The organism is Bacillus sp. 123MFChir2 (genome assembly GCF_000383235.1).
Classification (GTDB): Bacteria; Bacillota; Bacilli; order Bacillales; family Bacillaceae_G; genus Bacillus_A.
The window spans coordinates 246015-271745 of record NZ_KB910924.1; the positions used below are offsets into that span (position 1 = coordinate 246015).

The 25731-nt window shown below is 35.9% G+C and carries 25 protein-coding genes; 8 read left to right on the plus strand and 17 right to left on the minus strand.

What is annotated here, in order from left to right:
• Nucleotides 1–197: 197 nt before the first annotated feature.
• A complete protein-coding gene (locus H280_RS0101195; protein ID WP_020059277.1) occupies nucleotides 198–563 on the plus strand; it encodes a YugN family protein in 366 nt (121 codons plus the stop codon).
• A gap of 297 nt (nucleotides 564–860) precedes the next feature.
• On the opposite strand, the gene ctaG is transcribed toward H280_RS0101195, so the two are convergent.
• The 6 genes from ctaG to cyoE form a co-directional block, all read right to left on the minus strand.
• On the minus strand, nucleotides 861–1799 hold the full coding sequence (ctaG, locus tag H280_RS0101205; RefSeq protein WP_020059279.1) for a cytochrome c oxidase assembly factor CtaG: 939 nt from the start codon (nucleotides 1797–1799) through the stop codon (nucleotides 861–863).
• Between the two features lie 63 nt (nucleotides 1800–1862).
• The gene (gene ctaF, locus H280_RS0101210; RefSeq protein ID WP_020059280.1) at nucleotides 1863–2201 is read right to left on the minus strand and encodes a cytochrome c oxidase subunit IVB; all 339 of its coding nucleotides are present in this window, start codon (nucleotides 2199–2201) and stop codon (nucleotides 1863–1865) included.
• 3 nt (nucleotides 2202–2204) lie between these two features.
• Nucleotides 2205–2828, minus strand: a complete 624-nt coding sequence (locus H280_RS0101215) for a cytochrome (ubi)quinol oxidase subunit III (protein ID WP_020059281.1) — start codon at nucleotides 2826–2828, stop codon at nucleotides 2205–2207.
• Nucleotides 2828–4690 (minus strand): cytochrome c oxidase subunit I, encoded by a 1863-nt coding sequence (gene ctaD, locus H280_RS0101220; protein ID WP_020059282.1) that lies wholly within the window; start codon nucleotides 4688–4690, stop codon nucleotides 2828–2830. The genes H280_RS0101215 and ctaD overlap by 1 nt, the downstream gene beginning before the upstream one ends.
• A gap of 33 nt (nucleotides 4691–4723) precedes the next feature.
• Nucleotides 4724–5773, minus strand: coding sequence for a cytochrome c oxidase subunit II (coxB, locus tag H280_RS0101225; protein ID WP_020059283.1), 1050 nt, complete (start codon nucleotides 5771–5773; stop codon nucleotides 4724–4726).
• Nucleotides 5774–5865: 92 nt separating this feature from the next.
• Nucleotides 5866–6789 carry a heme o synthase gene (cyoE, locus tag H280_RS0101230; protein WP_020059284.1) on the minus strand — a complete coding sequence of 308 codons (924 nt, stop codon included), beginning with the start codon at nucleotides 6787–6789 and terminating at the stop codon, nucleotides 5866–5868.
• Nucleotides 6790–7416: 627 nt separating this feature from the next.
• Between cyoE and H280_RS0101235 the strand changes: the two genes are divergently transcribed.
• A complete protein-coding gene (locus H280_RS0101235; protein WP_020059285.1) occupies nucleotides 7417–8364 on the plus strand; it encodes a COX15/CtaA family protein in 948 nt (315 codons plus the stop codon).
• Between the two features lie 97 nt (nucleotides 8365–8461).
• Here the strand turns inward: H280_RS0101235 and pyc are convergent, their stop codons facing one another.
• The 3 genes from pyc to H280_RS0101250 all read right to left on the minus strand — a co-directional run bounded on the left by pyc (nucleotide 8462) and on the right by H280_RS0101250 (nucleotide 13871).
• Nucleotides 8462–11908 (minus strand): pyruvate carboxylase, encoded by a 3447-nt coding sequence (gene pyc / locus H280_RS0101240; protein WP_020059286.1) that lies wholly within the window; start codon nucleotides 11906–11908, stop codon nucleotides 8462–8464.
• A 335-nt stretch (nucleotides 11909–12243) separates the two neighbouring features.
• The gene (locus H280_RS0101245; RefSeq protein WP_020059287.1) at nucleotides 12244–13446 is read right to left on the minus strand and encodes an FtsW/RodA/SpoVE family cell cycle protein; all 1203 of its coding nucleotides are present in this window, start codon (nucleotides 13444–13446) and stop codon (nucleotides 12244–12246) included.
• A gap of 140 nt (nucleotides 13447–13586) precedes the next feature.
• Nucleotides 13587–13871 (minus strand): YlaN family protein, encoded by a 285-nt coding sequence (locus tag H280_RS0101250; RefSeq protein ID WP_020059288.1) that lies wholly within the window; start codon nucleotides 13869–13871, stop codon nucleotides 13587–13589.
• A 148-nt stretch (nucleotides 13872–14019) separates the two neighbouring features.
• On the opposite strand from H280_RS0101250, the gene H280_RS0101255 reads away from it, so the two are divergent.
• Nucleotides 14020–14517 (plus strand): hypothetical protein, encoded by a 498-nt coding sequence (locus tag H280_RS0101255; RefSeq protein WP_020059289.1) that lies wholly within the window; start codon nucleotides 14020–14022, stop codon nucleotides 14515–14517.
• Nucleotides 14518–14594: 77 nt separating this feature from the next.
• Here H280_RS0101255 and H280_RS0101260 read toward each other — a convergent pair whose 3' ends face one another.
• Both H280_RS0101260 and H280_RS0101265 read right to left on the minus strand, forming a co-directional pair.
• Nucleotides 14595–15923: a PhoH family protein gene (locus tag H280_RS0101260; RefSeq protein ID WP_020059290.1), complete on the minus strand. Its 1329-nt coding sequence runs from the start codon at nucleotides 15921–15923 to the stop codon at nucleotides 14595–14597.
• A gap of 166 nt (nucleotides 15924–16089) precedes the next feature.
• Nucleotides 16090–16545, minus strand: coding sequence for a pyridoxamine 5'-phosphate oxidase family protein (locus H280_RS0101265; RefSeq protein WP_020059291.1), 456 nt, complete (start codon nucleotides 16543–16545; stop codon nucleotides 16090–16092).
• Between the two features lie 255 nt (nucleotides 16546–16800).
• On the opposite strand from H280_RS0101265, the gene H280_RS0101270 reads away from it, so the two are divergent.
• Nucleotides 16801–17001, plus strand: a complete 201-nt coding sequence (locus tag H280_RS0101270) for a YlaI family protein (protein WP_020059292.1) — start codon at nucleotides 16801–16803, stop codon at nucleotides 16999–17001.
• 337 nt (nucleotides 17002–17338) lie between these two features.
• Here H280_RS0101270 and H280_RS0101275 read toward each other — a convergent pair whose 3' ends face one another.
• From H280_RS0101275 to typA, 3 genes are all read right to left on the minus strand, one after another.
• Nucleotides 17339–17614 (minus strand): hypothetical protein, encoded by a 276-nt coding sequence (locus H280_RS0101275; protein WP_020059293.1) that lies wholly within the window; start codon nucleotides 17612–17614, stop codon nucleotides 17339–17341.
• Nucleotides 17615–17628: 14 nt separating this feature from the next.
• Nucleotides 17629–17931, minus strand: coding sequence for a YlaH-like family protein (locus tag H280_RS0101280; RefSeq protein ID WP_028411052.1), 303 nt, complete (start codon nucleotides 17929–17931; stop codon nucleotides 17629–17631).
• A 165-nt stretch (nucleotides 17932–18096) separates the two neighbouring features.
• Complete coding sequence (gene typA / locus H280_RS0101285; protein WP_020059295.1) at nucleotides 18097–19938, minus strand: translational GTPase TypA; 1842 nt, start codon at nucleotides 19936–19938, stop codon at nucleotides 18097–18099.
• A 142-nt stretch (nucleotides 19939–20080) separates the two neighbouring features.
• Between typA and H280_RS0101290 the strand changes: the two genes are divergently transcribed.
• Nucleotides 20081–20260, plus strand: a complete 180-nt coding sequence (locus H280_RS0101290) for a DUF5325 family protein (RefSeq protein WP_020059296.1) — start codon at nucleotides 20081–20083, stop codon at nucleotides 20258–20260.
• Nucleotides 20261–20327: 67 nt separating this feature from the next.
• Here the strand turns inward: H280_RS0101290 and H280_RS0101295 are convergent, their stop codons facing one another.
• Both H280_RS0101295 and H280_RS0101300 read right to left on the minus strand, forming a co-directional pair.
• Nucleotides 20328–21116 carry an inositol monophosphatase family protein gene (locus tag H280_RS0101295; protein ID WP_020059297.1) on the minus strand — a complete coding sequence of 263 codons (789 nt, stop codon included), beginning with the start codon at nucleotides 21114–21116 and terminating at the stop codon, nucleotides 20328–20330.
• A gap of 88 nt (nucleotides 21117–21204) precedes the next feature.
• Nucleotides 21205–21393 (minus strand): hypothetical protein, encoded by a 189-nt coding sequence (locus tag H280_RS0101300; RefSeq protein ID WP_020059298.1) that lies wholly within the window; start codon nucleotides 21391–21393, stop codon nucleotides 21205–21207.
• Between the two features lie 208 nt (nucleotides 21394–21601).
• On the opposite strand from H280_RS0101300, the gene H280_RS0101305 reads away from it, so the two are divergent.
• Nucleotides 21602–22228 carry a YktB family protein gene (locus H280_RS0101305; protein WP_020059299.1) on the plus strand — a complete coding sequence of 209 codons (627 nt, stop codon included), beginning with the start codon at nucleotides 21602–21604 and terminating at the stop codon, nucleotides 22226–22228.
• Between the two features lie 82 nt (nucleotides 22229–22310).
• Here the strand turns inward: H280_RS0101305 and H280_RS0101310 are convergent, their stop codons facing one another.
• On the minus strand, nucleotides 22311–22580 hold the full coding sequence (locus H280_RS0101310) for a UPF0223 family protein (protein WP_020059300.1): 270 nt from the start codon (nucleotides 22578–22580) through the stop codon (nucleotides 22311–22313).
• A gap of 472 nt (nucleotides 22581–23052) precedes the next feature.
• On the opposite strand from H280_RS0101310, the gene H280_RS0101315 reads away from it, so the two are divergent.
• Both H280_RS0101315 and H280_RS0101320 read left to right on the plus strand, forming a co-directional pair.
• Complete coding sequence (locus H280_RS0101315; protein WP_155894956.1) at nucleotides 23053–24537, plus strand: aminotransferase class I/II-fold pyridoxal phosphate-dependent enzyme; 1485 nt, start codon at nucleotides 23053–23055, stop codon at nucleotides 24535–24537.
• 334 nt (nucleotides 24538–24871) lie between these two features.
• Nucleotides 24872–25702, plus strand: a complete 831-nt coding sequence (locus tag H280_RS0101320) for a protein-glutamine gamma-glutamyltransferase (protein ID WP_020059302.1) — start codon at nucleotides 24872–24874, stop codon at nucleotides 25700–25702.
• The last annotated feature ends 29 nt before the right edge of the window (nucleotides 25703–25731 follow it).

Sequence of the window (25731 nt, forward strand, 5' to 3'; positions counted from 1 at the left end):
GAATAACCATGAAATTGAGGTATACACAAACAAAACTGTTTTCTCCATTTTGTGTGTACCACACTATGTTCACTATATCATATTTCTTTTATAAAATCAGACATTCTCCCTTTTCTCTCTATATAAATTGCGTTTTCTTACTATTCGTACTATTATAAATTTAAGTGGTTCTACGTTTATAATAAGGAGGTTATTTCATGCAATTTACAAATACGAAACTTGAAGGCGTAGTTGTTGACTTCACACTTCTTTCAGAGGTAATGGACAATCATCACTTTGTACTAGCTGGGCAATGGGATTACGAACGAGTTACATATGACTATAAATTTGAAATGCTAAAAGATGTATATTATTTACGTATACAAGCTTTTGCAACGGAAGGAGATATTGGCAGACGACATGCCCATGTTAAGTTATTAAAACCGCTTCTTGGTAAACATTATTATCCACACGGCGTGGAGTATGGAGAGAACGAAAGTTTCCCTAAAAATGTTCTTCAAAAAAGCGAACAGTTACTTCAAAACATCGAAAAAGAGTTGCAAGATTTAGCAATTATTGAATAAAGAAGAGCTTTCTACGAGTTCCGGTATATCCACGTAAAAAAACGACATAAACCCCTTTCCTTTTAGGGGGACGAGAGCATCTGACCATGCATAGAAGCGGTCAGATCCTTTTCCTACCACATGTGTGGTTTAAAAAAGGGGGCAAGCAAGTAGCAGTCATGTTGTATTCTGCATAGCAGCTACTTATATGTCGACAAATGAAAAGAAGGTGTACACGACGGTACACCTTCTTTTCATTTAGTAAATTTACCTCGCTATTCTTGGACAGTAAGCTTTCCTGCTGAGAGAAATTTCACTTTATCTTGGTGAGACCTTGCTATCAGTGACAGATGCTTGAGATTGCAAATACGGGGGTAATGCATGGATTTGTTCAGCGTCCTTTTTCCGTTCTTTACGCGCCCAGGAAAAGAAAACATATCCAATGACTGTACCATATACAATTTCTTGTATAATTTTCATTACAATCCCTCCTGTTTTCTGATCCTCTAAAACAGGAAGCCAATGTAAAAAATCAGGACCTGTAATATTTAAATTAGATAATGTTCCAGCTGGTACGCAAAGCTCCATCGCCTTCATCCATGCATTTGGATCTGTATATGTCACAAATAACGGCTCATTAGCAAAAATGATAAGTGCACAAGCTGGTGTTAACAGCATCCCATTAGCAAACATATAACCAATCTTTTTAATATCACTTAACGTTTGATATTGCGGTAACGGATTAAATATCGGCCACCACAACATAATTGCCATAAAAAACAGTACAGCAAGAACAATCGAATGTCCAATTTGACTCTGCTTTACCGTATCAAACACAATTGGTAAATGATACATCGAAAACAGTCCATTAAAAACAATTAATGCGATGATAGGATTTGCCCATATGCGTAACATGATACGAATCAATCGAAATGATGTTATATATTTAAAAAACCAGATTGGTAACCCTAGTAATAATAATGGAGGTACAGCAATATACATGATTGCCATTTCTAACATATGAGCACTAAACACAATATGTCCAAGTAAATCAATTGGGCCTCCTTTAACCAAATATAATAGAAACATACCACTTGTAAAATAAAAGATTTTTCGTTTACTTACTTCCTCTCCGTCCGGAAATCGATGTCGATACTTTCCAATAATTAAAAAATAACTAATCACGACAGCTAATATAAAAAGAAAAAAGATTGGGCTCCACAGTGCTTCAAAACCAAATATCCATAAGTTGTTCATTTTTTGACACCCTCCCTTTCATAAATAAAAGGAGATTGATGAACCCCCAATCTCCTTTCTTTTTTAAACCCAAACTATTGTCATAAATGTTAAAATTGTTACTAATCCGACTAACAAACCAGCATACAAGAAAAACGCCGGAATTTCATGCCCTTTATGGCTCATATGCATAAAATAATACAATTGAAAAATAACTTGTACGGTAGCTAATAATAAAATAAGTGGTACCGAAAAAAGCGGACTAAATGTTTTCGGATATGCGACTGCTACAAATGCAATAATTGTCAAAAAAATCATTAATACGAACGTAACGACTTGATGTTTCATTTCTTCCGCACTTTTTTTTCTGCGATAAGCAAGATCCACTTTAGGGTTATTTATATTTGTTTGTTTTATCGCCATTGTTTATCCCACCATTCCCATTAAATATACTACAGTGAAAATAAACACCCAAACTACGTCAATAAAATGCCAGTAAATTGATGCGACGTAAAACTTTGGAGCATTATATAAATTTAAACCACGCTTCGCATTCCGCACTACTAAAGTTAAAATCCAAAGTAATCCAAATAAAACGTGTAATCCATGCGTACCAACTAACGCATAAAATGCAGAACCAAATGCACTGCTTTTCATCGTATGCTTAAATTCATGGGAATAGTGATTAAACTCATAAATCTCAAAACCTAAAAATCCAACTCCAAGCAATACGGTAATAATTAGCCAAATCTGCATTTGTTTAAAATTAAAATTTTTCATATGATACATTGCATATACACTCGTTAAACTACTCGTTAAAAGAAGCATTGTCATAATGAACACAAGCGGCATTTGAAACATTTCTTGTGACGTTGGTCCACCATTTGTTGAACTTTTCAGCGCTAAATATGTTCCAAACAAAGAAGCAAACAGTACCGTTTCGCCTCCTAGAAACAACCAAAATCCAATGAATTTATTTTTACCTTCGAGGGTTGCTTTTTCAGGCTCTGCTGGAAAGGTTTCATTCGTTAATTTTTCCTCTGCATGCATTACGCCTTGCCCCCTTTATCATTTAAATCTTCCTTATGAATATGGTATCCATGATCATCAATTACAGATCGGAAGAACATTGCTCCAAACGTAATAATAAGACCAACGATTGCCACTACTAACCACATTTTCTCTTTCCCACCTTGCATATACATCGCTCCAAAGGCTGCGATAAACAGGCCTAAAGAGATAACAAACGGTAAGAAAGATGCATTTGGCATATGAATATCACCAATCGGTTCTGCTGGCGTTATCTCATCTTTCCCTTCCCGTTTTTCAATCCATAATGGATCTAATCCACGCACAAACGGTAATTGTTTGAAATTATATTCAGGTGTCGGCGCAGGAATTGCCCATTCTAACGTACGACCATCCCAAGGATCGCGGCCGGCTTGTTTTTTTGAAAAAGATGTTTTTACAACATTGACCAAAAGTACAATTGTCCCAAGAGCCATAAATGCTGCACCTATTGAACTAATTAAGTTTCCAGTTTCTAATCCTTGTCCTGGCAAATACGTAAAATATCGGCGCGGCATACCAATTAAACCAAGGAAATGCTGAATAAAGAACGTTAAATGGAAGCCGATAAAGAACAACCAAAACGTAATTTTACCAAGCGTCTCATCTAAGATTTTATTAAACATAAGCGGCCAGTAATAATGAGCCCCCGCAAATAATCCAAACACAACTCCACCAACAATTACGTAATGAAAGTGAGCGACGACGAAGTAATTGTCATGAAATTGATAATCAGCAGGAGCAGATGCAAGCATAACCCCCGTTACACCACCCATAACGAATGATGGAATGAAACCAACAGCCCAAATCATTGGCGTTGTAAAGCGAATACTGCCACCCCACATCGTAAAGAGCCAGTTGAAAATTTTAATCCCTGTCGGAACAGCAATTGCCATTGTAGCTACAGAAAAGATGGCATTTGCTACTGGTCCAAGACCCACTGTGAACATATGATGTGCCCACACCATGAATCCTAAAAAGCCAATTAATACCGTTGCAAATACCATAGATGAATATCCAAATAATCGTTTTTTAGAGAATGTCGCAAATATTTCTGAGAATATTCCGAAAACTGGGAGTATAAGAATATATACTTCTGGATGACCAAATATCCAAAATAAATGCTCCCATATTATCGTATTCCCTCCTAAAGCTGGATTAAAAAAGCTCGTTCCAAATAATCGATCTAACATTAATAAAGCTAATCCGACTGTAAGCGGCGGAAATGCAAATAAAATAAGTGCAGATGTTACAAATGTCGTCCATGTAAACATCGGCATACGCATATATGTCATTCCAGGTGCACGCATATTAATAATAGTAACTAGGAAGTTTATCCCTCCTATTAGTGTTCCGATACCCGAAATTTGTAGGCCGAGAACATAGAAATCGATGCCGTGTCCCTTTGATGCAAGTGACAACGATGCGTATGATGTCCACCCTGCATCAGGTGCCCCTCCCAAAAACCAACTTAAATTTAAAAATACACCACCAAAGAAAAACAGCCAAAACCCAAGTGAATTAAGAAACGGAAACGCAACATCGCGCGCGCCGATTTGGAGTGGTACAGCTGCATTCATCATTGCAAATACAAGCGGCATTGCTGCTAAGAAAATCATTGTTGTTCCGTGCATTGTTAAAACTTGATTATATGCATCTCCAACAAGAAAATCATTGTTTGGAAACGCTAACTGATACCGAATAAATAGTGCTTCTATTCCACCGATGATAAAAAATAATCCACCTGCAATTAAATAGAGAATGGCGATCTTTTTATGATCTACTGTCGTTAAATAATCCCAAATTACAGAGCCAACTCCCTGTTTTTTTGCTACAGAACTCACGTTTTCAACCTCCCCTTCGCAAATAGTTTCTCATTACTTTTCAACTTTTAATGTTTTCAAGTAAGCATTTAATGACTCTACTTGATCGTCAGTAAGATTACCGTATTTTCCAGTCATTTTATTTCCTGGTTTCATGCTTTCAGGGTCTTTTAACCATTTTTTTACATTTTCGTCATTATTTTCAGCAATTCCCGCAACCATATCACGGTCTGCGAAATTTGCTAAATTGGGTGCGATACGTGCAGAAGGTGGTCTGCTATCATTTGATCCAACAGCATGACAACCAATACAACTCTTTTCAAAAATCTGTTTTCCTTCTTGCTCTTGCGAAGTAGCAACAGTCTTTTTACCATCTAATTCTTTCATACTAGCAATCCATTTTTTGTACTCGCTTTCATTAACAGCCTTCACTTTAAACTGCATTAAAGAATGAGAAGGTCCGCAAAATTCTGTACAAAAGCCATTATATGTGCCGGTCTTATCTGCTTTAATCCACATCTTGTTCACATTATCTGTATTTGTATCCATTTTTCCAGCTAAAGATGGCACCCAAAATGAGTGTTTGATATCAGCACCTTTTAAATTTAAATACACTTTTTTACCTGTAGGGATGACTAAATCTTGCGAAGTTACTAATTTTTCATTATTATAAGAAAATTCCCACCAATAAAGATTCGCTGTTACATCAACAACGATTGTATCTTTATCCATATTCTTTTTCTCCATTCCACTTACGTCAGCAAGTTTAAACGTATATGTAACAGTAGGGACAGCCAATACCAATAAAAGTAAAATTGGAATGACTGTCCATATTATTTCTAGCTTGTGATTTCCTTCTACTTGCTTCGGAATATAATTTTCCTGTCCTTTCCTTTGACGGAAACGCACAATTACATACAAGAAAATAATTGTAACAACAAGAACGACACCAATCATGATTGCACTAGCTAATAACAATAAATCATATTGCATTTTTGCTACTTCACCTTGTGGAATCAAAGTAGATTGAAAGGCTTTACCGCATCCCCCTAACAGTAAAGCCACTAGTGAAACAAGCGAAAGCAATCGCCACTGTTTCTTCATGCAAACAACCCCCACTTTCTTTGTTAATTAGATTGTACTTTATAGTAAGTAAAGTAAATCTCAACGTAAAGAAATCCCCTCATGTCGTTGTCTTAGAAGAAAGTTACAACAATCATTGAAATAAATAAGATTGTTAAGTAATTTAAGGAGTATACAAACATTTGCACGGACCATTTGATGTCATCTTTCTTGCGGAAGCCATAAAACCCTAACACGATCCAACCGATGTTAAGCAATGTTGCAATTATCATAAATGTTACTCCAAGTGCACTCATATAAAATGGTAGTGGCAATAAGCATACTGTCCAAATCATAATTTGACGTTTTGTAATATCAAATCCATGCGCAACAGGAAGCATTGGAATACCTGCATTGCGATATTCTTCAACACGTTTCATCGCAAGTGCGAGGAAATGTGGAATTTGCCAAACAAACATAATTAAGAATAGCATCCAAGCAATAGGGTCATTCAAGCTAGGATCAATAGCTGCCCAACCGATTAAAGGCGGAACTGCACCTGATACACTCCCTACTACTGTATTTAACGTATATTTTCGCTTTGTCCATAATGAATACAGAACAACATACGTAAAGAAACCAATAAAACCAATAAATGCTGCCATAGGCGTTGTAAATAGTAAAAATACAAAGCCTAAAAGCGCAATTGTAATACCTAACGTTAATGCGAATCCAGGTTTATATTTTCCTGTTACTGTTGGACGATTTTTTGTTCGTTCCATTAAATGGTCAATATCGCGGTCAATATAATTATTTAAGCTACATGCCCCTGCCATAATTAATGCAGAGCCAACGATTGTAAAAAACATTTTATCTAAATGATCCATTACATTCAATCCATTGAAATGTAGAGCTAACCATAATCCTGTAAATACAGTAAGTGTATTTGAATTTACAATCCCCATCTTAACGAGTGCTAATAAATCTTGTACACGTGTTGTTTCCGGTACATTTGTTACAGCCGACTCATCATGCAGTTCACTTGTTGCATGGTTCATCACTTTAACCCCCTCTTAAAACTTCCATACTTTCTTTTTCCCATTTACTTAAAATAAAACAGCGCGCTTATATATATCAATATTATTACGGTGTAAATGTTGTTTTTGGTTTTGCTATTAATATACACTTCTCGCTCGAATATATTAAAACATATTTCACGAAGAAATTGTGAAGAAAACGTGAACTTTTTGTGTCTATAACTTAAAAAGTTCTTCGATTACTTCATAAGTATAGAATGTAATTATCTTTTATAATAAACCATTTTGTCAGATTACGCATGCATTTCCGTGCATTTCTTTATAAAACTCACTATTTTTTGTTACAATTAGCAATTTATTTTCCTTTCCTTCTTCCTTTCTCTCTCCTTTGCTATTTTATCAGATTTTATATATCATAGGACTGTAGTACATTTCTGTTTCTATAACATTTATGGCTATTTACAAGTAATAAGGACTCCGCCTCAATATTCTGAAGACATAAAGAATATTGGTGGGAGAACTGCTCGTATGCGCCAAATTAGTTGAACTAACCCTTAGTAAAGATTAAAAACAACACCGAGGGAAGTTTTACTTTATTTTATTAAAATATTGCACAATAACTTTAAAATTGAAAGCTGGTGAAAAGGATTGCAGCGCTTTATAAAATGGTTAGCAGTCATTACAAGTCTTGATTTATTATTTGTTCTACTCGGCGGAGCATTAGTTACTAAAACTGGTTCTGGACAAGGATGTGGTAAATCTTGGCCGCTGTGTAACGGAGAACTTGTTCCTTCGAATTTATCAATAGAAACAATTATTGAGCTGAGTCATCGTCTTACTTCAGGTTCCGCAGGAATTCTCGTTACACTACTATGTATCTTATCTTGGAAATACTATGGACACGTTCGTGAGACAAAAGCACTTGCTATTCTATCTTTCGTATTTTTAATAGCGCAAGCGCTCATGGGTGCTGCTGCAGTTGTGTGGGGGCAAGTTCCAGCTGTATTAGCAATTCATTTCGGTATTTCCCTTATTTCGTTTGCTGCTGTTATTTTATTAACTCTTCTTATCTTTGAAATTGATAAGAAATTTGATGCCCATTCACTCGTTATTGATAAGAAGATGAAGTTTCACATTTATGGTGTAACAATTTACAGTTACCTTGTTGTCTATACAGGAGCATTAGTGCGTCATGAGCATGCGAGTTTAGCATGTCCGAGTTTCCCATTATGCAGTAAAAATAGCCCACTTCCAATGCAGTTTCATGAATGGGTACAGATGGGACACCGAATTGCTGCACTATTAATTTTCGCTTGGATTTTATACGCAATGCTGATAGCTATCAGACATTATAAGCAACAACCTGTTGTCTGTTATGGATGGATTACAGCTTTCATTCTTGTGGCATGTCAAGCAATCGCTGGTGTTTTAGTTGTATATACAGAAGCAAGCTTAGCAATGTCACTTCTGCATTCACTCTTTATATCATGCTTATTTGCTGTATTATGCTATTTAGTGATGCTAGGAACACGCAGTAAAACAAACATAAAAAAAACAGAAATAAATCGTACTACTAAGAAAACGAAACTATCATAACACCTTGCCGGAAGAGACAAGGTGTTTTTTAAAAAAGCAAAAGAGCTGCATAATAGCAGCTCTTTTGCTTTTCTAAAATTCGAGTCATGGCCTTATTTTATTGCTCTAATTCAATCAGCAAATCACCTGTTTGAATTGCCTCTCCGTCTTTCACATACACTTTTTTCACCGTGCCAGTAAATGGAGCTTGTACAGTTGTTTCCATTTTCATCGCTTCTGTAATTGCCATGGTATCACCTTTTTTCACTTGCTCTCCTTCTTTTACCACCACTTTAATTACAGTGCCCGGCATCGTTGCATTAATATGACTTGGATTTTCACGATTCCCTTTCACTCGTTGCGAAACCGTCGCTTTAACACTTTCATCTTTTACAACAATTTCACGAGGCTGTCCATTAAACTCAAAATAAACAACACGTGTACCATCTAATTGTGGTTCTCCAATCGAAATCAATTTTACAATTAACGTTTTACCGCGTTCAATTTCCACATCAATTTCTTCACCAAGCTTCATTCCATAAAGGAATGTCGGTGTATCAAGAACAGAAATATCCCCATATTGCTCTGCAATCTTTTGATAATCTATAAATACTTTTGGATATAACGCATACGCTACAATATCAAACATCGTTACTTCACGACCAAGTTTATGGAATAATTCCTCTTTTAATGCTTCAAAGTCGATTGGTTCTAGTAATTCACCTGGTCTTACTGTTAAAGGCTCTTTTCCTTTTAGAATAATCTCTTGTAACTTTTTAGGGAAACCACCATACGGTTGTCCAAGATCACCAGAGAACATCTCGACCACTGAACCTGGGAAATCCAATGCATGGCCACGTTCATAAATATCTTTCTCTGTTAAATGATTTTGCACCATAAATAGGGCCATATCACCGACCACTTTTGAAGATGGTGTTACTTTCACAATATCGCCGAACATATCATTAACACGACGATACATCACTTTCACTTCATCAAAACGATCTCCTAATCCGACAGCTTTTGCCTGCTGCTGTAGATTACTGTATTGACCACCTGGCATTTCATGCATGTACACTTCTGTATGCGGTGCATTCATCCCGCTTTCAAAGGAAGCATAATATTTACGAACATCTTCCCAATAATGAGAGAGTTTCTCTAATGAATTTACGTCCACATTCGGTTGTCTTTCATTTCCTTCTAATGCATAGAACAATGTATTGGCGCTCGGCTGTGATGTTAAACCGGCCATAGAGCTTACCGCAACATCTACAATATCAACACCAGCTTCAATTGCTTTCGCATATGTTAATACACCGTTTCCGCTCGTATCATGCGTATGAAGATGAACTGGAATCGATACCGTCTCTTTTAATGCGGATACTAGATCGTATGCTGCATTTGGTTTTAATAAACCTGCCATATCTTTAATCCCTAAAATATGAGCACCCGATGCTTCTAACTCTTTTGCTAAGTTTTTATAGTAATTTAAATCGTATTTACTGCGCAGTGGATCATGGATATCACCTGTGTAACACATTGTTGCCTCTGCAATTTTACCACTTTGACGTACAGCATCAATTGCAACACGCATACCCTCTACCCAGTTTAAGCTATCAAAAATACGGAATACATCAATACCCGCCTGCGCAGAACATTCTACAAATTTTTGAATTAAGTTATCGGGATAGTTTTTATACCCTACTGCATTTGATGCACGAAGAAGCATTTGGAATAATACATTTGGCATATTCTCACGTAATTGTAATAAACGTTCCCATGGATCTTCTTTTAAGAAACGATACGCGACATCAAATGTTGCTCCGCCCCACATTTCTGCCGAAAATAAATTCGGTAGCATTCTTGCTGTTGGTTCAGCAATGTGTTTCAACTCTTGTGTACGAATACGGGTTGCTAATAGTGATTGATGTGCATCACGAAATGTAGTATCGGTTAATAAAACTTGTTTTTGTTCTTGAACCCATTTTACTAATCCATCGGCTCCGCGCTCATCTAAAATTTGTTTCGTACCAGCTTTGATTAGTTCAGAATGTTTTATGTTTGGAATACGTGCTTCTGAAAAAATCGGTTTTTCTTGTTTTCCCACTCCAGGGAATCCATTTACCGTTACCGTGCCAATATATGATAGCATTTTTGTACCACGGTCTTTTCGTTTTGGAAATACAAATAGTTCCGGTGAGGAATCGATAAATGATGTATCATATTTTCCCGATAAAAAGTTTTGGTGCTTTACAACATTCCCTAAAAATGGAATATTCGTTTTAATGCCACGAATACGGAATTCTTTTAAGTTACGTTCCATTTTCGATGCTGCTTGTTCAAATGTTAATGCCCAAGTTGTTACTTTTACAAGTAATGAGTCATAATATGGTGTAATAACTGCACCTTGGAAGCTATTTCCTGTATCTAAACGCACCCCAAATCCGCCACCAGAACGATATGCCATAATTTTCCCGGTATCTGGCATGAAGTTATTCAGCGGATCTTCTGTTGTCACACGAGATTGAATTGCAAATCCATGCGTAATAATATCTTCTTGTTTTGGAATACTTACTTTTTCACTATGTAAAGCATATCCGTCAGCAATTAAAATTTGTGATTGAACGATATCAATACCTGTAATCATTTCTGTAATTGTGTGTTCCACTTGAACACGCGGATTCACTTCAATAAAATAGAATTCGTTTCCTTTTACTAAAAACTCAACTGTCCCCGCGTTCACATAATTAACATTTTTCGTTAATTGAACTGCAGCCTCACAAATACGATTGCGCAGTTCAACTGGAAGAGACACACTTGGTGCTACTTCTACAACTTTTTGATGCCTGCGCTGTACAGAACAATCACGTTCATATAGATGAACAATATTCCCCTGTTCATCTGCTAATATTTGTACTTCAATATGTTTTGGATTTTCAACAAATTTTTCTACATATACTTCATCATTTCCAAATGCAGCTTTCGCCTCAGATTTCGCACGATCATACGCTTCCTTTAATTCCTCTGCACTGCGTACAATCCGCATCCCGCGTCCACCACCGCCAAGAGCTGCTTTAATAATAATTGGGTAACTATACTTTTTCGCAAAATCAGCTACTTCTTCCAGATCATTTATAGGACCATCACTACCAGGAATAACAGGGATATTCGCCAATTGCGCCTGCGTTCTTGCCTTTACTTTATCTCCAAACATGTCTAAATGCTTACTCTTTGGACCGATAAAAATAATACCCTCTTCTTCGCAGCGTTTTGCGAATTCAATATTTTCTGACAAGAATCCGTATCCAGGGTGAATTGCATCAACATGATTACTTTTGGCAATTTCAATAATACCTTCAATATCAAGATATGCGTCAATTGGTTTTTTTCCTTCTCCAACTAAATACGCTTCATCTGCTTTATAGCGATGATATGAGCCGTTATCTTCCTTCGAGTAAATCGCAACTGTGCGTAGCCCTAATTCTGTACAAGCACGAAACACACGAATTGCGATTTCTCCGCGGTTAGCTACTAATACTTTTTGAATACGTTGCAGCCTTTTCATGATTTTCCCCCTCTATTTTCCTACCATTCAAAACACTATAAATTTGTCCCGTTTTAAGTGGGAGTAAGTATTTCACTTCCAGCAGTACCTTTTCACTGCGTGTAAGCTTCACTTTATTTTTATTCATCATACCTTATTTTTTGACAAATGATAAGCATTCTGTCCATTTTATATGACAAAATTAGTATAGCATAAAATAAAGGAAGCAACCATCCTTTTTGTAGAACACATTTAACTAATGTGACATACTCTTTATTGTGAAATAATAAAATAATCATCTTTTTTCTGAAGCTATACAAATAAAAGAAGCTTTGTACAAACGTACAAAGCTTCTTTTATTTTACAACAACAAGGTGTCTCTCTTGTTTAGGTTGTTCTTGTTCTTGTTGTTCTCGTTCTTGCTGCTCTCTTTTTTCTTGCTGTTTCACAAAACTAGCTACATTTAATAAAATTCCCATTGCCGCTAAGGTTGACACTAAAGAAGTACCACCATAACTAACAAACGGAAGAGGCACACCAGTAAGTGGCATAATTCCCGTAATGCCGCCTAAGTTTACAATAGATTGCACCCCTATCATACTCCCGATCCCAATAGCAAGTAAACTTCCAAAAGGATCTTTACATCTTTGGGCAATTCGGAAAGCACGAACGACAATAACTAGTAAACCTATTAAGATAATTGACACCCCAACAAATCCTAGTTCCTCAGATACAATCGCCATAATAAAGTCTGTATGCGGTTCTGGTAAATACCCATACTTTTGGACACTATTTCCTAATCCTCTACCACCTATACCACCTGAAGCAATTCCAATAAACGAATTGACTAATTGAAATCCACTCCCTTGGGCATCCCCAAACGGATTCCAAAACGTAGTAAACCGCGCAATTTGAACAGGTGATAAAATACTCTTTCCTATAAAATATCCGAGCGGAATCCATATAATAGATGTAAGGGCAATTCGTTTTATCCAAACTTGAAACGGTATTCCTGAACAAAACGTCATAATTGCAATGGTTGACAAAATTAATAACGTTGTCCCTAAATCAGGCTGTTTTAAAATTAAACAAATTGTTATGAATAAAAAAAGAAACACTCGGCCAGCACCATGCCAAATCGGTCCATCTGTCGCTTGCTTTTTTGCATAAAAACGCGCCAATACAACAATAATTCCTAACTTAACAAACTCCGATGGTTGTATACCAAATATCCAAGATCGCGCATTATTGACCTTAATTCCCCATTTCAAAACAATTGATAGCATCCCAATGCTAAACACAACGATTAAAACAGTAATGATACGCTTTCGCCAAACTTGAAAGGGAACAAACATAGCAATAAGCAAGCCAATTGTTCCGATAATTAACGCTTTTAACTGTGACAGAAAAAAATGATCGCTCGTCCACCCGTATTTCGGATAATACTTTGTAATCGCAACAATAGTGCTGGCACTATACACCATAATAACGCCGAGCACACATACGATAACAAGAGGAAGCACTAAAGAATAATCTATCGACTTCCAGACTCTTTTCATTCCAAATCCTCTTTCTCTCTTCTTTTTTACAGTTGTATTCCATATGTATTTGCATTCTTCCTGCTTTTCAGGAAAAATCGTTTTTTTTCACAAAAAAAGCTCAAACTGATTCAGTTTGAGCCTCTTATTTGAACCAGCTATTATTGTTTGTTTGTAAAAGCATCATGTAGCGCCGATAGCTCGCGTTCTAATTCTCCTAAAATTTCTTTACCTTGCTCTTCTGCAATGAGACCAAGACGAACCGCAAAATCAACTTCACGGGATAAGCCAAACATTTGTGTATCGAGTACTTCTTCGTACAATGGACACTGTGGCATCGTAAGGTGGTCCATTTGCACCTTAATAAGTTTTAAAATTTTCTCTGCATCAGCTTGTAGAAGGGCAAGTGCCTTTTCCTGATGATTTGTTACTGTCTCAGACGCCAAATTGGTTCCCTCCGTTTCCGTCCTACTATCCTATCTATTAATATTAGCGATAGTTCTCATAAATTGCAATAGAAACATTTTCTGTGACAATTGTTCCTAGTCCTATTATACTGAAAAGTGGGAGTATAAGACAAATGGGGGAACAACAATGAATGAAATCTTATTTATTAACGGAAATGTACGCTTTCCAATTACAATTGATCCAAGTGTCTGGATTTTTGATGATCGAAAAGTCGACTTAACAACATACTTTACAACTCCAAAAGAAAAAGTAAGTGAGTTAGCACAATATACGAAAGAAGCATCCAAACATTGGGATCGTGAAATTAGAGAAGGAGCTATTTTTCCACCTGTTAATAAAAGCGTTACAAGATTTGAAAAAGAAAAAATTATTACCGGCACATTCGGCATACCTTTTTTACCTTTTTTAGAAAACGCAGAAATTTCTAATGACGCAACACATGTAGAAATTCATACTGAATCTGGTATTAAAACAATTTCAATAAACGAAGCAAAGAATGCTATTCTCGGTTTTTCTAGTAAGGGGAAGCCACTAAAAGAAGATGGCCCTGTTCACCTTTATTTCGGTGATGGCTCTAATGTCAATAATCCTGTTCGATATATTCGAAAATTTACTATTGTGTAAAATGAATATTCTATTAGAGAAAGAGCTTATTGTTTGTTCATAGAAAACAAATAAGAGTGGCTTATTGCCACTCTTTCCTACAATAAATCCGCTGCTAGTTGTGCTAAATTAGAGCGTTCACCTTTTACAAACTTCACATGTCCACTAATTTTTTGTTCTTTAAACTTCTCTACCACATATGTCAAACCATTATTATATTCATCTAAATATGGATGATCAATTTGCTGTGGATCTCCCATTAAAACAATTTTGCTTCTCTCACCGACACGCGTTAAAATTGTTTTCACTTCATGTTTCGTTAAATTTTGTGCTTCATCAATAATAATAAACTGCTCTGGAATACTACGTCCGCGAATATATGTTAGAGCTTCAACTTCAATAGAACCCATTCCCGCTAAAATTGCATCTAATTCACCAGGCTTTTTTGTGTTAAATAAATACTCTAAATTATCATAAATCGGTTGCATCCAAGGTCTTAACTTTTCTTCTTTCTCTCCTGGTAAGTATCCAATGTCTTTTCCAACTGGAACAATAGGCCTTGCCACAAGTAACTTTTTATACATTCCCAAATCTTCTGTTTGCATTAGTCCCGCAGCTAATGCTATTAATGTTTTCCCCGTTCCAGCTTTCCCTGTTAATGTTACAAGAGGAATGTCTTCCCGTAACAACAATTCCATTCCCATAATTTGTTGTACATTTCGAGGACGAATTCCCCAAATCTGCTCATTTGGAAAAATAAGCTTTTTTATCTTTTTTCCGGAATGATCTACAATCCCAAGAGCCGAACTTGATCCACCTAAAGCGTCTTTCATTACAATAAATTGATTGGGATAAAACGGATGATTCGCAATTTCAGAAAGAGGAAGCTCTCCCTTTTCATAAAAACGGTTTAAAATCTCTTTTTGTATGTAATACTCTAAGAAGCCCGTATATATGTTTTCTACTTCCGTAACACGATCACTTAAATAGTCTTCAGCTTGTAAACCTAGAGCATCAGCTTTTACTCGTACAAGTACATCCTTACTCACAAGGATGACAGACTTTCCATTTTCTTTTTCTTGCTCTTCTAATGATAAATTTTTAGCCACAGCCAAAATACGATTATCATTTGTTTTTTCTACAAAAATATCTTGTAATTGAACAAATGAACGATGATTTAACTCAATTCGAAATGTCCCTCCGTTTTCAAGAGGAATGCTATCATGTAATTTTCCAAGTTCACGAAATTTATCTATTAGTTTTGATACATAGCGCGCATTCCTGCCAACTTCATCCATATAGCGTTTCTTTGAATCTACTTCCTCTAACACAACAGCCGGAATGACTACATCATTATTTTCAAAAGAAAAAATAGATAACGGATCTTGCAAAAGCACATTCGTATCTAGCACATAAATTTTATTCAACCTGTTACCCCCTGACTCCACCATTAAATTTGTAGAACAAGGGTTTCATCCATAATTATGGACGAACCATTGTTATAATTATATGTACTGTACAAACGAGGTAGAATAAAAATTACTTAAAATACAAAGAAAAGGATGAACAACTTTCTTTGCCGCCCATCCTTTTTCACATATCCTTCATCGCAGATAAAACTTGATTGTCTAACTTTGCCGCAGCGCGAAGATCATATGTTTTTTCATATTTCGGTTCAATAGCAAGTTTTGCACCATAAAACATTACGTCACGCACTTCTTGCACAGAAACTTCAATTAAAGTTAATTTCAGCGGAACATCTTCTATCCGCTCTGTTTTTATAATCGCTCTACCACTTATAGAATATACGGACTCATCTGCCATGACAGTCAGAACAAGCCCTGCATGATGACGCAAATTTTCTACAATGCGAGAGCGTTGATCCACTGCAAAACGAATAACTTTTTCATCCATTGCATATACCCATGAAATCGCACTTACACTTGGAATACCTTTCTCAAAATCAGTCGTTGCAATTGTTACAATACGCTCTTCACGCAGCGCTTTCATTAAAGCGTCTGTTAATGTTAGCTCTACTATATTTGCCATGTTTCCACCTCCATAATCATCTATATTACTTTCGCTCTGCCAGGCACTTAACTGTAAAAACTTAAGAAAAGAAACCTGCCCATATCAATCCATTAACCATCAGCAAAAATTATAATTTTACGTTGATAGTAGTTTCACTTATATAATAACTTATTTTTCAAATTGCGAAAATATTTATTTTTTCTCCTATAGTTCAAAAACATCTAAAGCACATGATATACTAAAGTAAGATAGAATTTGTGCCGAGGTGACAAAATGAGAGTTAAATGTATTCTTTGTGATAAAAAAGAAGATTTAAATGACGAAAATCCCGTTGCAAAACGGCTTCGGAATCGTCCTATTCATACATTTATGTGTAAACAATGTACAGATCGAATTTCAGAACGTACTTTAGAAAGACACGCGACTGGCAACTTCCGATTATATCGTGATAAAACGGTTGAAGATGAATGGTAATATGCTAATAGGAATATCGTTTATTTGAACGCTGAAAGGAATCAAATAAACATTACTATATGAATCCATTTTAATTTTTCGACATATAGATTGCAGCTATAGAAACAAACGGAGCCTACGCTTGCTTTCTCCTTTTGTTTTATCTTGCACGGGGCAAAAAAGAGCCCTGACCGCTTCTATGCACGGCCAGATGCCCTCGCCTCTCGAAAAAAAGAATGGTTTTATGTCGGTGTTTTAACTTGGAGCTGACTCGAAAAGGGACTAGTCAGCTCCTATCGTCTATATGATGTACATAATTGTAACGTATAAATAAGCTCCTATCCAACAGGATAAGAGCTTATTTATATTTCTCTGGATCTCGGTTTATCTGTTCTAAAAAACAATCAATTAACTCGAGCGGAAACCGAACTGATCTCTGTTCCCCTTCTCTTTCATATGTAACAAAATACATATCTTCCTTTTTTTCTACTGTAACATGTTTTAACTGATGATCTTCATGTAACATATTATGAAAAAGCATATATGTTTCTTGAGCAGCTTCATCATATGGACGAGCTTCTGCAACAATTTTAATAGTTAACCAATTATATAGTGCATCTTGCACAGAACGCATCTTTCATTCCCCCTTTAGCCTGCCTTTGAATATTTCGCTTGCCGTAAACGTAATTTATATATACCAAGTATAACAATTGCTACAACAAGTCCTTCTCCTACAGGCAAAAAAACAGCAAAAAAGGTTAAAATAGTGCAACCAAGTATTAATGCAGTATAGATTACTACATTCTTTAACAAAGATAACTTTCTAGCAAACCCTAAATTATAAACAATAATACTAAATATAATAATCGTACCGTAAAGAAGCCACATTCCTAATTCAGGGTTCGTATCTACATTATATAATTTCGCAAAAAATGACATTCTTTCTATCACTTCCGACATTTTCTGGCACTCCCCTTTTTCCCAGTTATACTTTCTATTATGCTCTACTATAAGAGTAGCGTGCTATTTACACATTGTCTATAAAAAATTCCGAAAATTCAAACCTCAATAACCAAAAAAGAAGCGACCTCAGATGAGGTCGCTTCTTTTTGTTTATCACTCAGCGAATTTCTTTTTCTTTGCTGATCTTTCACGTTCACTCTTATCAAGAATCTTTTTACGAAGACGAATTGATTCTGGTGTTACTTCACAGTATTCATCATCATTTAAGTATTCTAATGACTCTTCTAAAGTCATAATACGCGGTTTTTTCATAGTTGATGTTTGGTCTTTTGTTGCAGAACGAATGTTAGTTTGTTGCTTCATTTTCACAACGTTAACTGTTAAATCATTCTCACGTGTATGTTCCCCAACAATCATACCTGCATATACTTCCGTACCTGGTTCAACGAAGATTACACCACGGTCTTCAACTTGCATAATACCATACTGTGATGCTTTTCCTGTTTCAAGTGAAACTAAAACACCTTGACGACGTCCACCAACTTGACCTGCATGTACTGGTTGATAGCTATCAAATGTATGGTTTAAAATACCGTAACCACGAGTTAAAGTTAAGAATTCAGTTGTGTAACCAATTAGTCCACGTGCTGGAACCATAAATGTAAGACGAACTTGGCCGTTTCCGTTATTGACCATGTCTAACATTTCACCTTTACGCGCTCCCATTGATTCCATAATAGAACCAGTATATTCTTCTGGTACATCAATTTGTACACGTTCTACTGGCTCACATCTTACGCCGTCAACCTCTTTAATAATTACTTCTGGTTTAGATACTTGTAATTCATATCCTTCACGACGCATATTCTCAATCAAGATTGATAAATGTAACTCTCCACGTCCAGATACAATCCATGCATCCGGAGATTCTGTATTGTCTACACGTAAACTTACATCCGTTTCTAGCTGTGAACGAAGACGCTCTTCGATTTTACGAGATGTAATATATTTACCTTCGCGACCTGCAAATGGGCTGTTATTTACAAGGAATGTCATTTGTAGTGTTGGTTCATCAATACGTAATAATGGCAATGCCTCTTGATGTTCAACTGGACATACCGTTTCACCAACGTTAATGTCTTCCATACCAGAAACAGCTACTAGGTCTCCAGCTTTCGCTTCTTCAATTTCTTGACGTTTTAATCCGATGTAACCAAATAATTTTGTTACACGGAATTGTTTTACACTTCCATCAACTTTCATTAACGCAACTTGTTGCCCTACTTTCATTGTACCGCGGAATATACGTCCAACTCCGATACGACCAACATAATCATTGTAATCAAGAAGTGCTACTTGGAATTGAAGTGGTTCTTCACTATTATCAACTGGTGCTGGAATATGTTCAATAATTGTGTCAAACAATGATTTCATATTCTCTTCTTGATTTGCTGGGTTTGAATCTAAGCTTGCTGTTCCGTTCATTGCTGATGCAAATACAACAGGGAATTCTAACTGATCTTCGTTTGCCCCAAGTTCGATGAATAAATCAACTACTTCATCAACCACTTCGTCTGGACGAGCAAAGTCACGGTCAATTTTATTCACAACAACGATTGGCGTTAAATTTTGCTCAAGTGCTTTCTTTAAAACAAATCGTGTTTGTGGCATACAACCTTCATATGCATCAACAACAAGTAACACACCATCAACCATTTTCATAATACGCTCTACTTCACCACCGAAGTCAGCGTGTCCAGGTGTATCTAAAATATTAATTCGTTTATCTTCATAGTGAATCGCTGTATTTTTTGCTAAAATAGTAATACCGCGTTCTCTTTCTAAATCATTCGAATCCATCGCACGTTCTTCAACGTGCTCATTTGCACGGAACGTCCCCGCTTGACGTAACAATTGGTCAACAAGTGTTGTTTTCCCATGGTCAACGTGGGCGATAATTGCTATATTTCGTAAATCTTCTCGTTTTTTCAACATGTCCAACTCCTAATGTCTTTTTAATCCTTTTCTATTATAAGAGCGAAGGGGATACAATAGCAATCAAAATAAAATCAAGAATGAAAATATAGTTGTATTCTCACTTTTGTGAAAGTACAATGAGACTTGGAGGGTGAAATATATGGAACAAATTCAATATCGTTTTTTATTAACAGCTATCATTGGCGTTATTTTTATGATTGGTATTGGAATTATGATTGCTGAGAATAGCCCAATCGGTGTTACTATTTGTATTGTCGGTACGATTTTTACAATCGGATACGGATTTATAACAAAAAGAAAAATGCGTAAACTACAATAACAACAAAAAGTAAGAAGCAATTTTCTATGCCTCTTACTTTTTTGTTTTTTCTCTGGATTTTATACACCTATTGTACATATTGCAACATCTCTTCATACACACCTGGTCTTGCAACAAGAACGCTGCTCTTCTCAATAATTTGGAGCAACTCTCCAGTAAAAGTAGTTACTTTTCCTCCAACCTCTTCTACAATAATCTTCCCACCGCCAAAATCCCATGGAGACAAGCGAGGCGTCACATATGCATCTAATCGTCCTGTTGCTACATATACCATTTCAAGTGCTGCACAGCCATACGAACGTGTTCCTCTTGCTTTTTTTACAAGTTGTGCCATTTTCCTCATATCGAGACGAGGGTTATCAGTAAGCCACGTAGCATTTACAGCAATTACTCCTAAAGATACTTCACTTGGCTGTAATGATGGGATTTTCACTTCATTACAAAATGCTCCAAAACCCATTTTCGCATGATATAGCTCATCATGAACTGGATCATATACGAGACCAATTTTCCCAATACCATTCTCATATATGCCAATTGAAATTGCAAAATTTCGCTTTTGATGAACAAAATTCATCGTTCCATCAATTGGATCAATTAACCACAAAACCCCATCCGTTGAAGCAAGCTCATCTCCATATCCTTCTTCTCCGAGAATATAGTGTTTAGGAAATGTCTCTTTAATTTTCCCAATAAAAAATTGTTCAATTTCTCGATCCATATTTGTTACTAAATCAGAGGCATTTGACTTCGTTTCAATAATAAGAGACTGCTTCATTGATGAAACAAGGTGCTGCCCCGCTTCTTTGATCCATTGTTTTGCGTATGCATCAATTTCTTCCCATACCTCTTGCATATTTAAACACTCCGATCTGTACAGTTCACAGAAAAAACGAACCCTTTATAAGGTTCGCACCAACTAATTTTTTATACATACACTATTATTACGCCTCCAACCGGATCATTTCAAGTCTTAACACTTCTAATTTTTTCATACACTCTTCTTTTTTCATGTCGTCTTTTTCCATCATTGCATCATATAGCGTTGCTAATTCATAATCTAATTCTAAACGTAACACCGGAATTCTCTTCTCTGCATCTGTTCTTTTTAATGCGTTAATTACCTGTCTCATATTCGTTTGCCTCCTCCCAATATTCGTTCGCCCTCGATTTTGAATTTACTCAATTTTCTGATTTTTTGTTTTATACTATATTATGTGGGATAAATCATCTATGCAACTAATTTGCATTTTTATCTGAAATTTTTTTATAAGCGTCTTTTTTTATGAATTGTACAAGCTATGTTAGAATAAAAACAAACTAGGAGTTGGAGGAACAACCATGACATCGAAAACTTTCAAAGAAAAAGACTTCACTGTGTTCTCTGTGGATGGTCTAGAAGAAAGAATGGCTGCAATTAAAGCAAACATTCATCCGAAGTTAGAAGCTCTCGGCGGACAAATTTCTCATTTCTTAACAAATGAAACTGGTGAATCTTTTTTCTATCATGTCGCGAAACATGCACGTCGTAAAGTCAATCCACCAAACGATACTTGGGTTGCATTTTCAACAAATAAACGCGGATATAAAATGCTACCACATTTTCAAATTGGACTATGGGGGACACATGCTTTTATATACTTTGGTTTAATTTATGAGTGCCCACAAAAAATGGAAGCGGCTCATGCCTTTTTAAAGCATTTAAATGATTTAAAAACAAATATACCAAATGATTTCGTTTGGTCCATTGACCATACTAAGCCTGATGTGAAATTACATAGCACTCTTCAATTAGAAGAGCTACAAAAAATAATTGAGCGGTTAAGCACTGTTAAAAAAGCAGAATTATTAGTAGGAATTCACATTTCTCCAGAAGAATTTGAAAATCTTACTGATGAACAATTCATCCAAAAAATTGAAGCAACGATGCACTCACTCCTTCCTTTATATAAAATCTGTAATCGATAAAGCAAAACGGACAATATTTGTATTGTCCGTTTTTAGTTGTTATCCCATTATAACACTTCATTTTTTATTTTTCAAAAAATCTTTACAATTTAACGATATCTTCTTCTTGTAAATTTTTCGCCTTTTGAATTGTACGATAAATGGAATAACCACTCACTTCTTGGAATTCTTTGTCGATTTTCTTTTCCTCTGCTTTTCCTGGTACAATTTCTTTAAAATGACGATACAAACTCATCAGATTTTCTCTTTTCAACCCTTTTTCATGAGCTTGTTCAATCGCTTCATAAAATTTAATTACTGCAATCATTTCTTCTGTTGACCAATCATAATGAATTGGATATTGATATTCCATAATAACACCCCATCTATTCCAGCACACTCTAATTTGTTCTTCTTCATTATCATACGCGAGATAAAGTGAAACTTCCACCTGTATGCTTAGTCACTAATAGTTTTCTTTACCAATTCGAAATCTTGTCCATGCTATTTTTTCTTGAATCCAGCGAAAATAGCATCCGTTAATCAGGATATCTTTCACTCTTTCCGTCACTTATTTTGCTCAAGCTCCGTTCGTTGATACTCTATCCTTGAATTTTTATTAGCCCAGTGATTCATTTTTTACGCATAGCCCTGCCAACATAAAGAAACGATAATTACCATTATTATTTTTCTATACATCTTCTCTTATAGGTGATATAATGCTTTTGTTTTATAGAACACAAAGGGATACTTCAAATGGTAGTAAGAGTTTCTCTTCTACAATTGAATAGTGTAACAGGATAATTATAAAACATAATTAATAAATATTAACGAAAAAAGAAGGGGTGTATAAATTGTCCCAATACGAAACACCATTGTTCACTGCTTTAAAAGAGCACAGCATGCGAAATCCAGTTCAATTTCATATTCCAGGTCATAAAAAAGGACAAGGAATGGATCCTGAATTCCGCGAATTTATTGGGCATAATGCATTATCAATTGATTTAATTAATATTGCACCGCTCGATGATTTACATCATCCAAAAGGTATGATTAAACATGCTCAAGATTTGGCAGCAAAAGCTTTTGGCGCTGATCATACATTTTTTTCTGTCCAAGGAACAAGTGGAGCAATTATGACAATGGTGATGAGCGTTTGTGGTCCTGGAGATAAAATTCTTGTACCGCGTAATGTTCATAAATCTATACTGTCAGCAATTATTTTCTCAGGCGCAAAACCAATTTTTATTCATCCGGAAATTGATCCAATATTAGGAATTTCACACGGAATTACAATTCCTTCTGTAAAAAAAGCGCTTGAAGAACACCCAGATGCTAAAGGACTCCTTGTCATTAATCCAACATATTTTGGATTTGCAGCTGACTTAGAACAAATTGTAAAGTTAGTACATTCATACAATATGCCAGTACTAGTAGATGAAGCTCATGGTGTTCATATTCATTTTCATGACAAAATGCCAATGTCAGCAATGCAAGCTGGTGCTGATATGGCTGCAACAAGTGTTCACAAACTAGGCGGCTCATTAACACAAAGTTCTATTTTGAATGTAAAAGAAGGGCTTGTAAACGTAAAGCACGTTCAATCGATTATTAGTATGCTGACAACAACTTCAACATCTTATATTTTATTAGCTTCACTTGATGTTGCAAGAAAGCGTCTTGCAACAGAAGGCCAAGAACTTATTACGAAAACTATTCAATTAGCAGAAGAAGTTCGAGAGCGAGTAAATGAGATTGATCACCTATATTGTCCTGGTAAAGAGCTGTTAGGAACAGATGCAACCTTTGATTATGATCCAACAAAGCTTATTATTTCTGTAAAAGAATTAGGCATTACAGGACACGATGTAGAGTTATGGTTAAGACAGCATTATAATATAGAAGTCGAGCTTTCCGATCTATATAACATTCTGTGTCTTGTTACACTTGGAGATACAGAAGATGAAACAAATCTACTAGTGCGTGCTCTGCATGATTTATCAGCTACCTTTAAACATAGAGCAGAAAAAGGTGTTCAAGTGCAAGTGGAGATTCCAGAAATCCCTGTACTTGCGCTATCTCCGCGCGATGCCTTTTATTCTGAAACAGAAGTTGTTCCTTTTGCAGAAGCTGCTGGTCGCATTATAGCTGATTTCGTTATGGTCTATCCACCAGGTATTCCAATTTTTACTCCTGGTGAAATTATTACAAAAGAAAATTTAGGCTATATTCAAAAGAATTTAGAAGCAGGATTACCAGTACAAGGTCCTGAAGACATGACATTGCAAACTTTACGTGTCATTAAAGAATATAAAGCAATTAACGAATAATTTCCTTCCCACTTCATATCTTTGGAGTGGGATTTTTTATTCTTAAACACTCCTCTTCCAGCCTTCATATTCTTTTTTCTATGCACCCTTTATTCGCCTATTCATACGATATAAAGTGAAACTTCCATGAGGCGAAAAACCTGCCCAATCCAGCTCTTACGGATAGTTCTATCCTTTCATCACTAAAAGCTTTAGTCCGTTCGTATACGGGTCACATTAGTAGGTGGGAATCCATTAGACACATCTAGGTAGTAATTCCTCTAAATTCTAAGCTGAGAGCCTCACCGCTCTTTAATACAAAACCAAAAGAATGTAAACATATAGGTGGGATCTTATGATTGTAATTGGCCGTTCCATTGTACATCCATATATAAAAAATGAAAACGAACCTTTCTTTTCGGAAAAACAACAGATTTTAGAAATTATGACCGGAAATCAAGAGGTATACAACTTCCAATCATTACAAGAATTAATTTTTGATATAAATATCCGTGTTCATATCATCACTTCTGCTTTAGAACTATTTAACAGCGGATTACAATTTCGAACATTTAGGGAATCTTACTGTAATCCTGAATTTTGGGAAAGAACGCCTTTAGGTGGCTTTCAGCTTCGCCCTAATGTGTTACCCTCTTTTGCGATTCGCGATATTTTTCTAAACGGCAAAAAATATGGAACAGAATGTGCAACTGCAATGATTATTATTTTCTATAAATCACTGTTAGCATTGTATGACGAGGAAACGTTTAATCGTTTATTTGCAAATCTTTACTTATATACATGGGATTATGATAAGGATTTAAAACTCATTACAAAAACAGGAGGAGAAATTGTTCCTGGTGACCTTGTTTACTTTAAAAATCCACAAGTAAACCCAGCAACAATTGAATGGCAAGGAGAAAATGCGATTTATTTAGGAAATTTCTTTTTTTACGGGCATGGTGTCGGTGTAAAAACAGAAAGTCAAATTATTGATGCACTGAATCAACGACGTATTCCTTTCGCTTTTTTAACAGCATATTTAACAGATTTTTTAACACGTATAGATAGTCGCATGATGAGTCAATTTGCCTCTCCAAAGAAAATGCAGACAGAAATTGACCTCATTCCCATTCGAGACGATGCAATCATTGCATCAATTGGCCACACGACTTCAATCCACTAAAAAACGCCTGCATATGCAGGCGTTTGTTT

Coding starts and splice junctions, on each gene's coding strand:
- H280_RS0101195 (WP_020059277.1), top strand. CDS start 198: ATGCAATTTACAAATACGAAACTTGAAGGCGTAGTTGTTGACTTCACA.
- ctaG (WP_020059279.1), bottom strand. CDS start 1,799: ATGAACAACTTATGGATATTTGGTTTTGAAGCACTGTGGAGCCCAATC.
- ctaF (WP_020059280.1), bottom strand. CDS start 2,201: ATGGCGATAAAACAAACAAATATAAATAACCCTAAAGTGGATCTTGCT.
- H280_RS0101215 (WP_020059281.1), bottom strand. CDS start 2,828: ATGCATGCAGAGGAAAAATTAACGAATGAAACCTTTCCAGCAGAGCCT.
- coxB (WP_020059283.1), bottom strand. CDS start 5,773: ATGAAGAAACAGTGGCGATTGCTTTCGCTTGTTTCACTAGTGGCTTTA.
- cyoE (WP_020059284.1), bottom strand. CDS start 6,789: ATGAACCATGCAACAAGTGAACTGCATGATGAGTCGGCTGTAACAAAT.
- pyc (WP_020059286.1), bottom strand. CDS start 11,908: ATGAAAAGGCTGCAACGTATTCAAAAAGTATTAGTAGCTAACCGCGGA.
- H280_RS0101245 (WP_020059287.1), bottom strand. CDS start 13,446: ATGAAAAGAGTCTGGAAGTCGATAGATTATTCTTTAGTGCTTCCTCTT.
- H280_RS0101255 (WP_020059289.1), top strand. CDS start 14,020: ATGAATGAAATCTTATTTATTAACGGAAATGTACGCTTTCCAATTACA.
- H280_RS0101265 (WP_020059291.1), bottom strand. CDS start 16,545: ATGGCAAATATAGTAGAGCTAACATTAACAGACGCTTTAATGAAAGCG.
- H280_RS0101270 (WP_020059292.1), top strand. CDS start 16,801: ATGAGAGTTAAATGTATTCTTTGTGATAAAAAAGAAGATTTAAATGAC.
- H280_RS0101275 (WP_020059293.1), bottom strand. CDS start 17,614: ATGCGTTCTGTGCAAGATGCACTATATAATTGGTTAACTATTAAAATT.
- typA (WP_020059295.1), bottom strand. CDS start 19,938: ATGTTGAAAAAACGAGAAGATTTACGAAATATAGCAATTATCGCCCAC.
- H280_RS0101290 (WP_020059296.1), top strand. CDS start 20,081: ATGGAACAAATTCAATATCGTTTTTTATTAACAGCTATCATTGGCGTT.
- H280_RS0101295 (WP_020059297.1), bottom strand. CDS start 21,116: ATGCAAGAGGTATGGGAAGAAATTGATGCATACGCAAAACAATGGATC.
- H280_RS0101300 (WP_020059298.1), bottom strand. CDS start 21,393: ATGAGACAGGTAATTAACGCATTAAAAAGAACAGATGCAGAGAAGAGA.
- H280_RS0101305 (WP_020059299.1), top strand. CDS start 21,602: ATGACATCGAAAACTTTCAAAGAAAAAGACTTCACTGTGTTCTCTGTG.
- H280_RS0101310 (WP_020059300.1), bottom strand. CDS start 22,580: ATGGAATATCAATATCCAATTCATTATGATTGGTCAACAGAAGAAATG.
- H280_RS0101320 (WP_020059302.1), top strand. CDS start 24,872: ATGATTGTAATTGGCCGTTCCATTGTACATCCATATATAAAAAATGAA.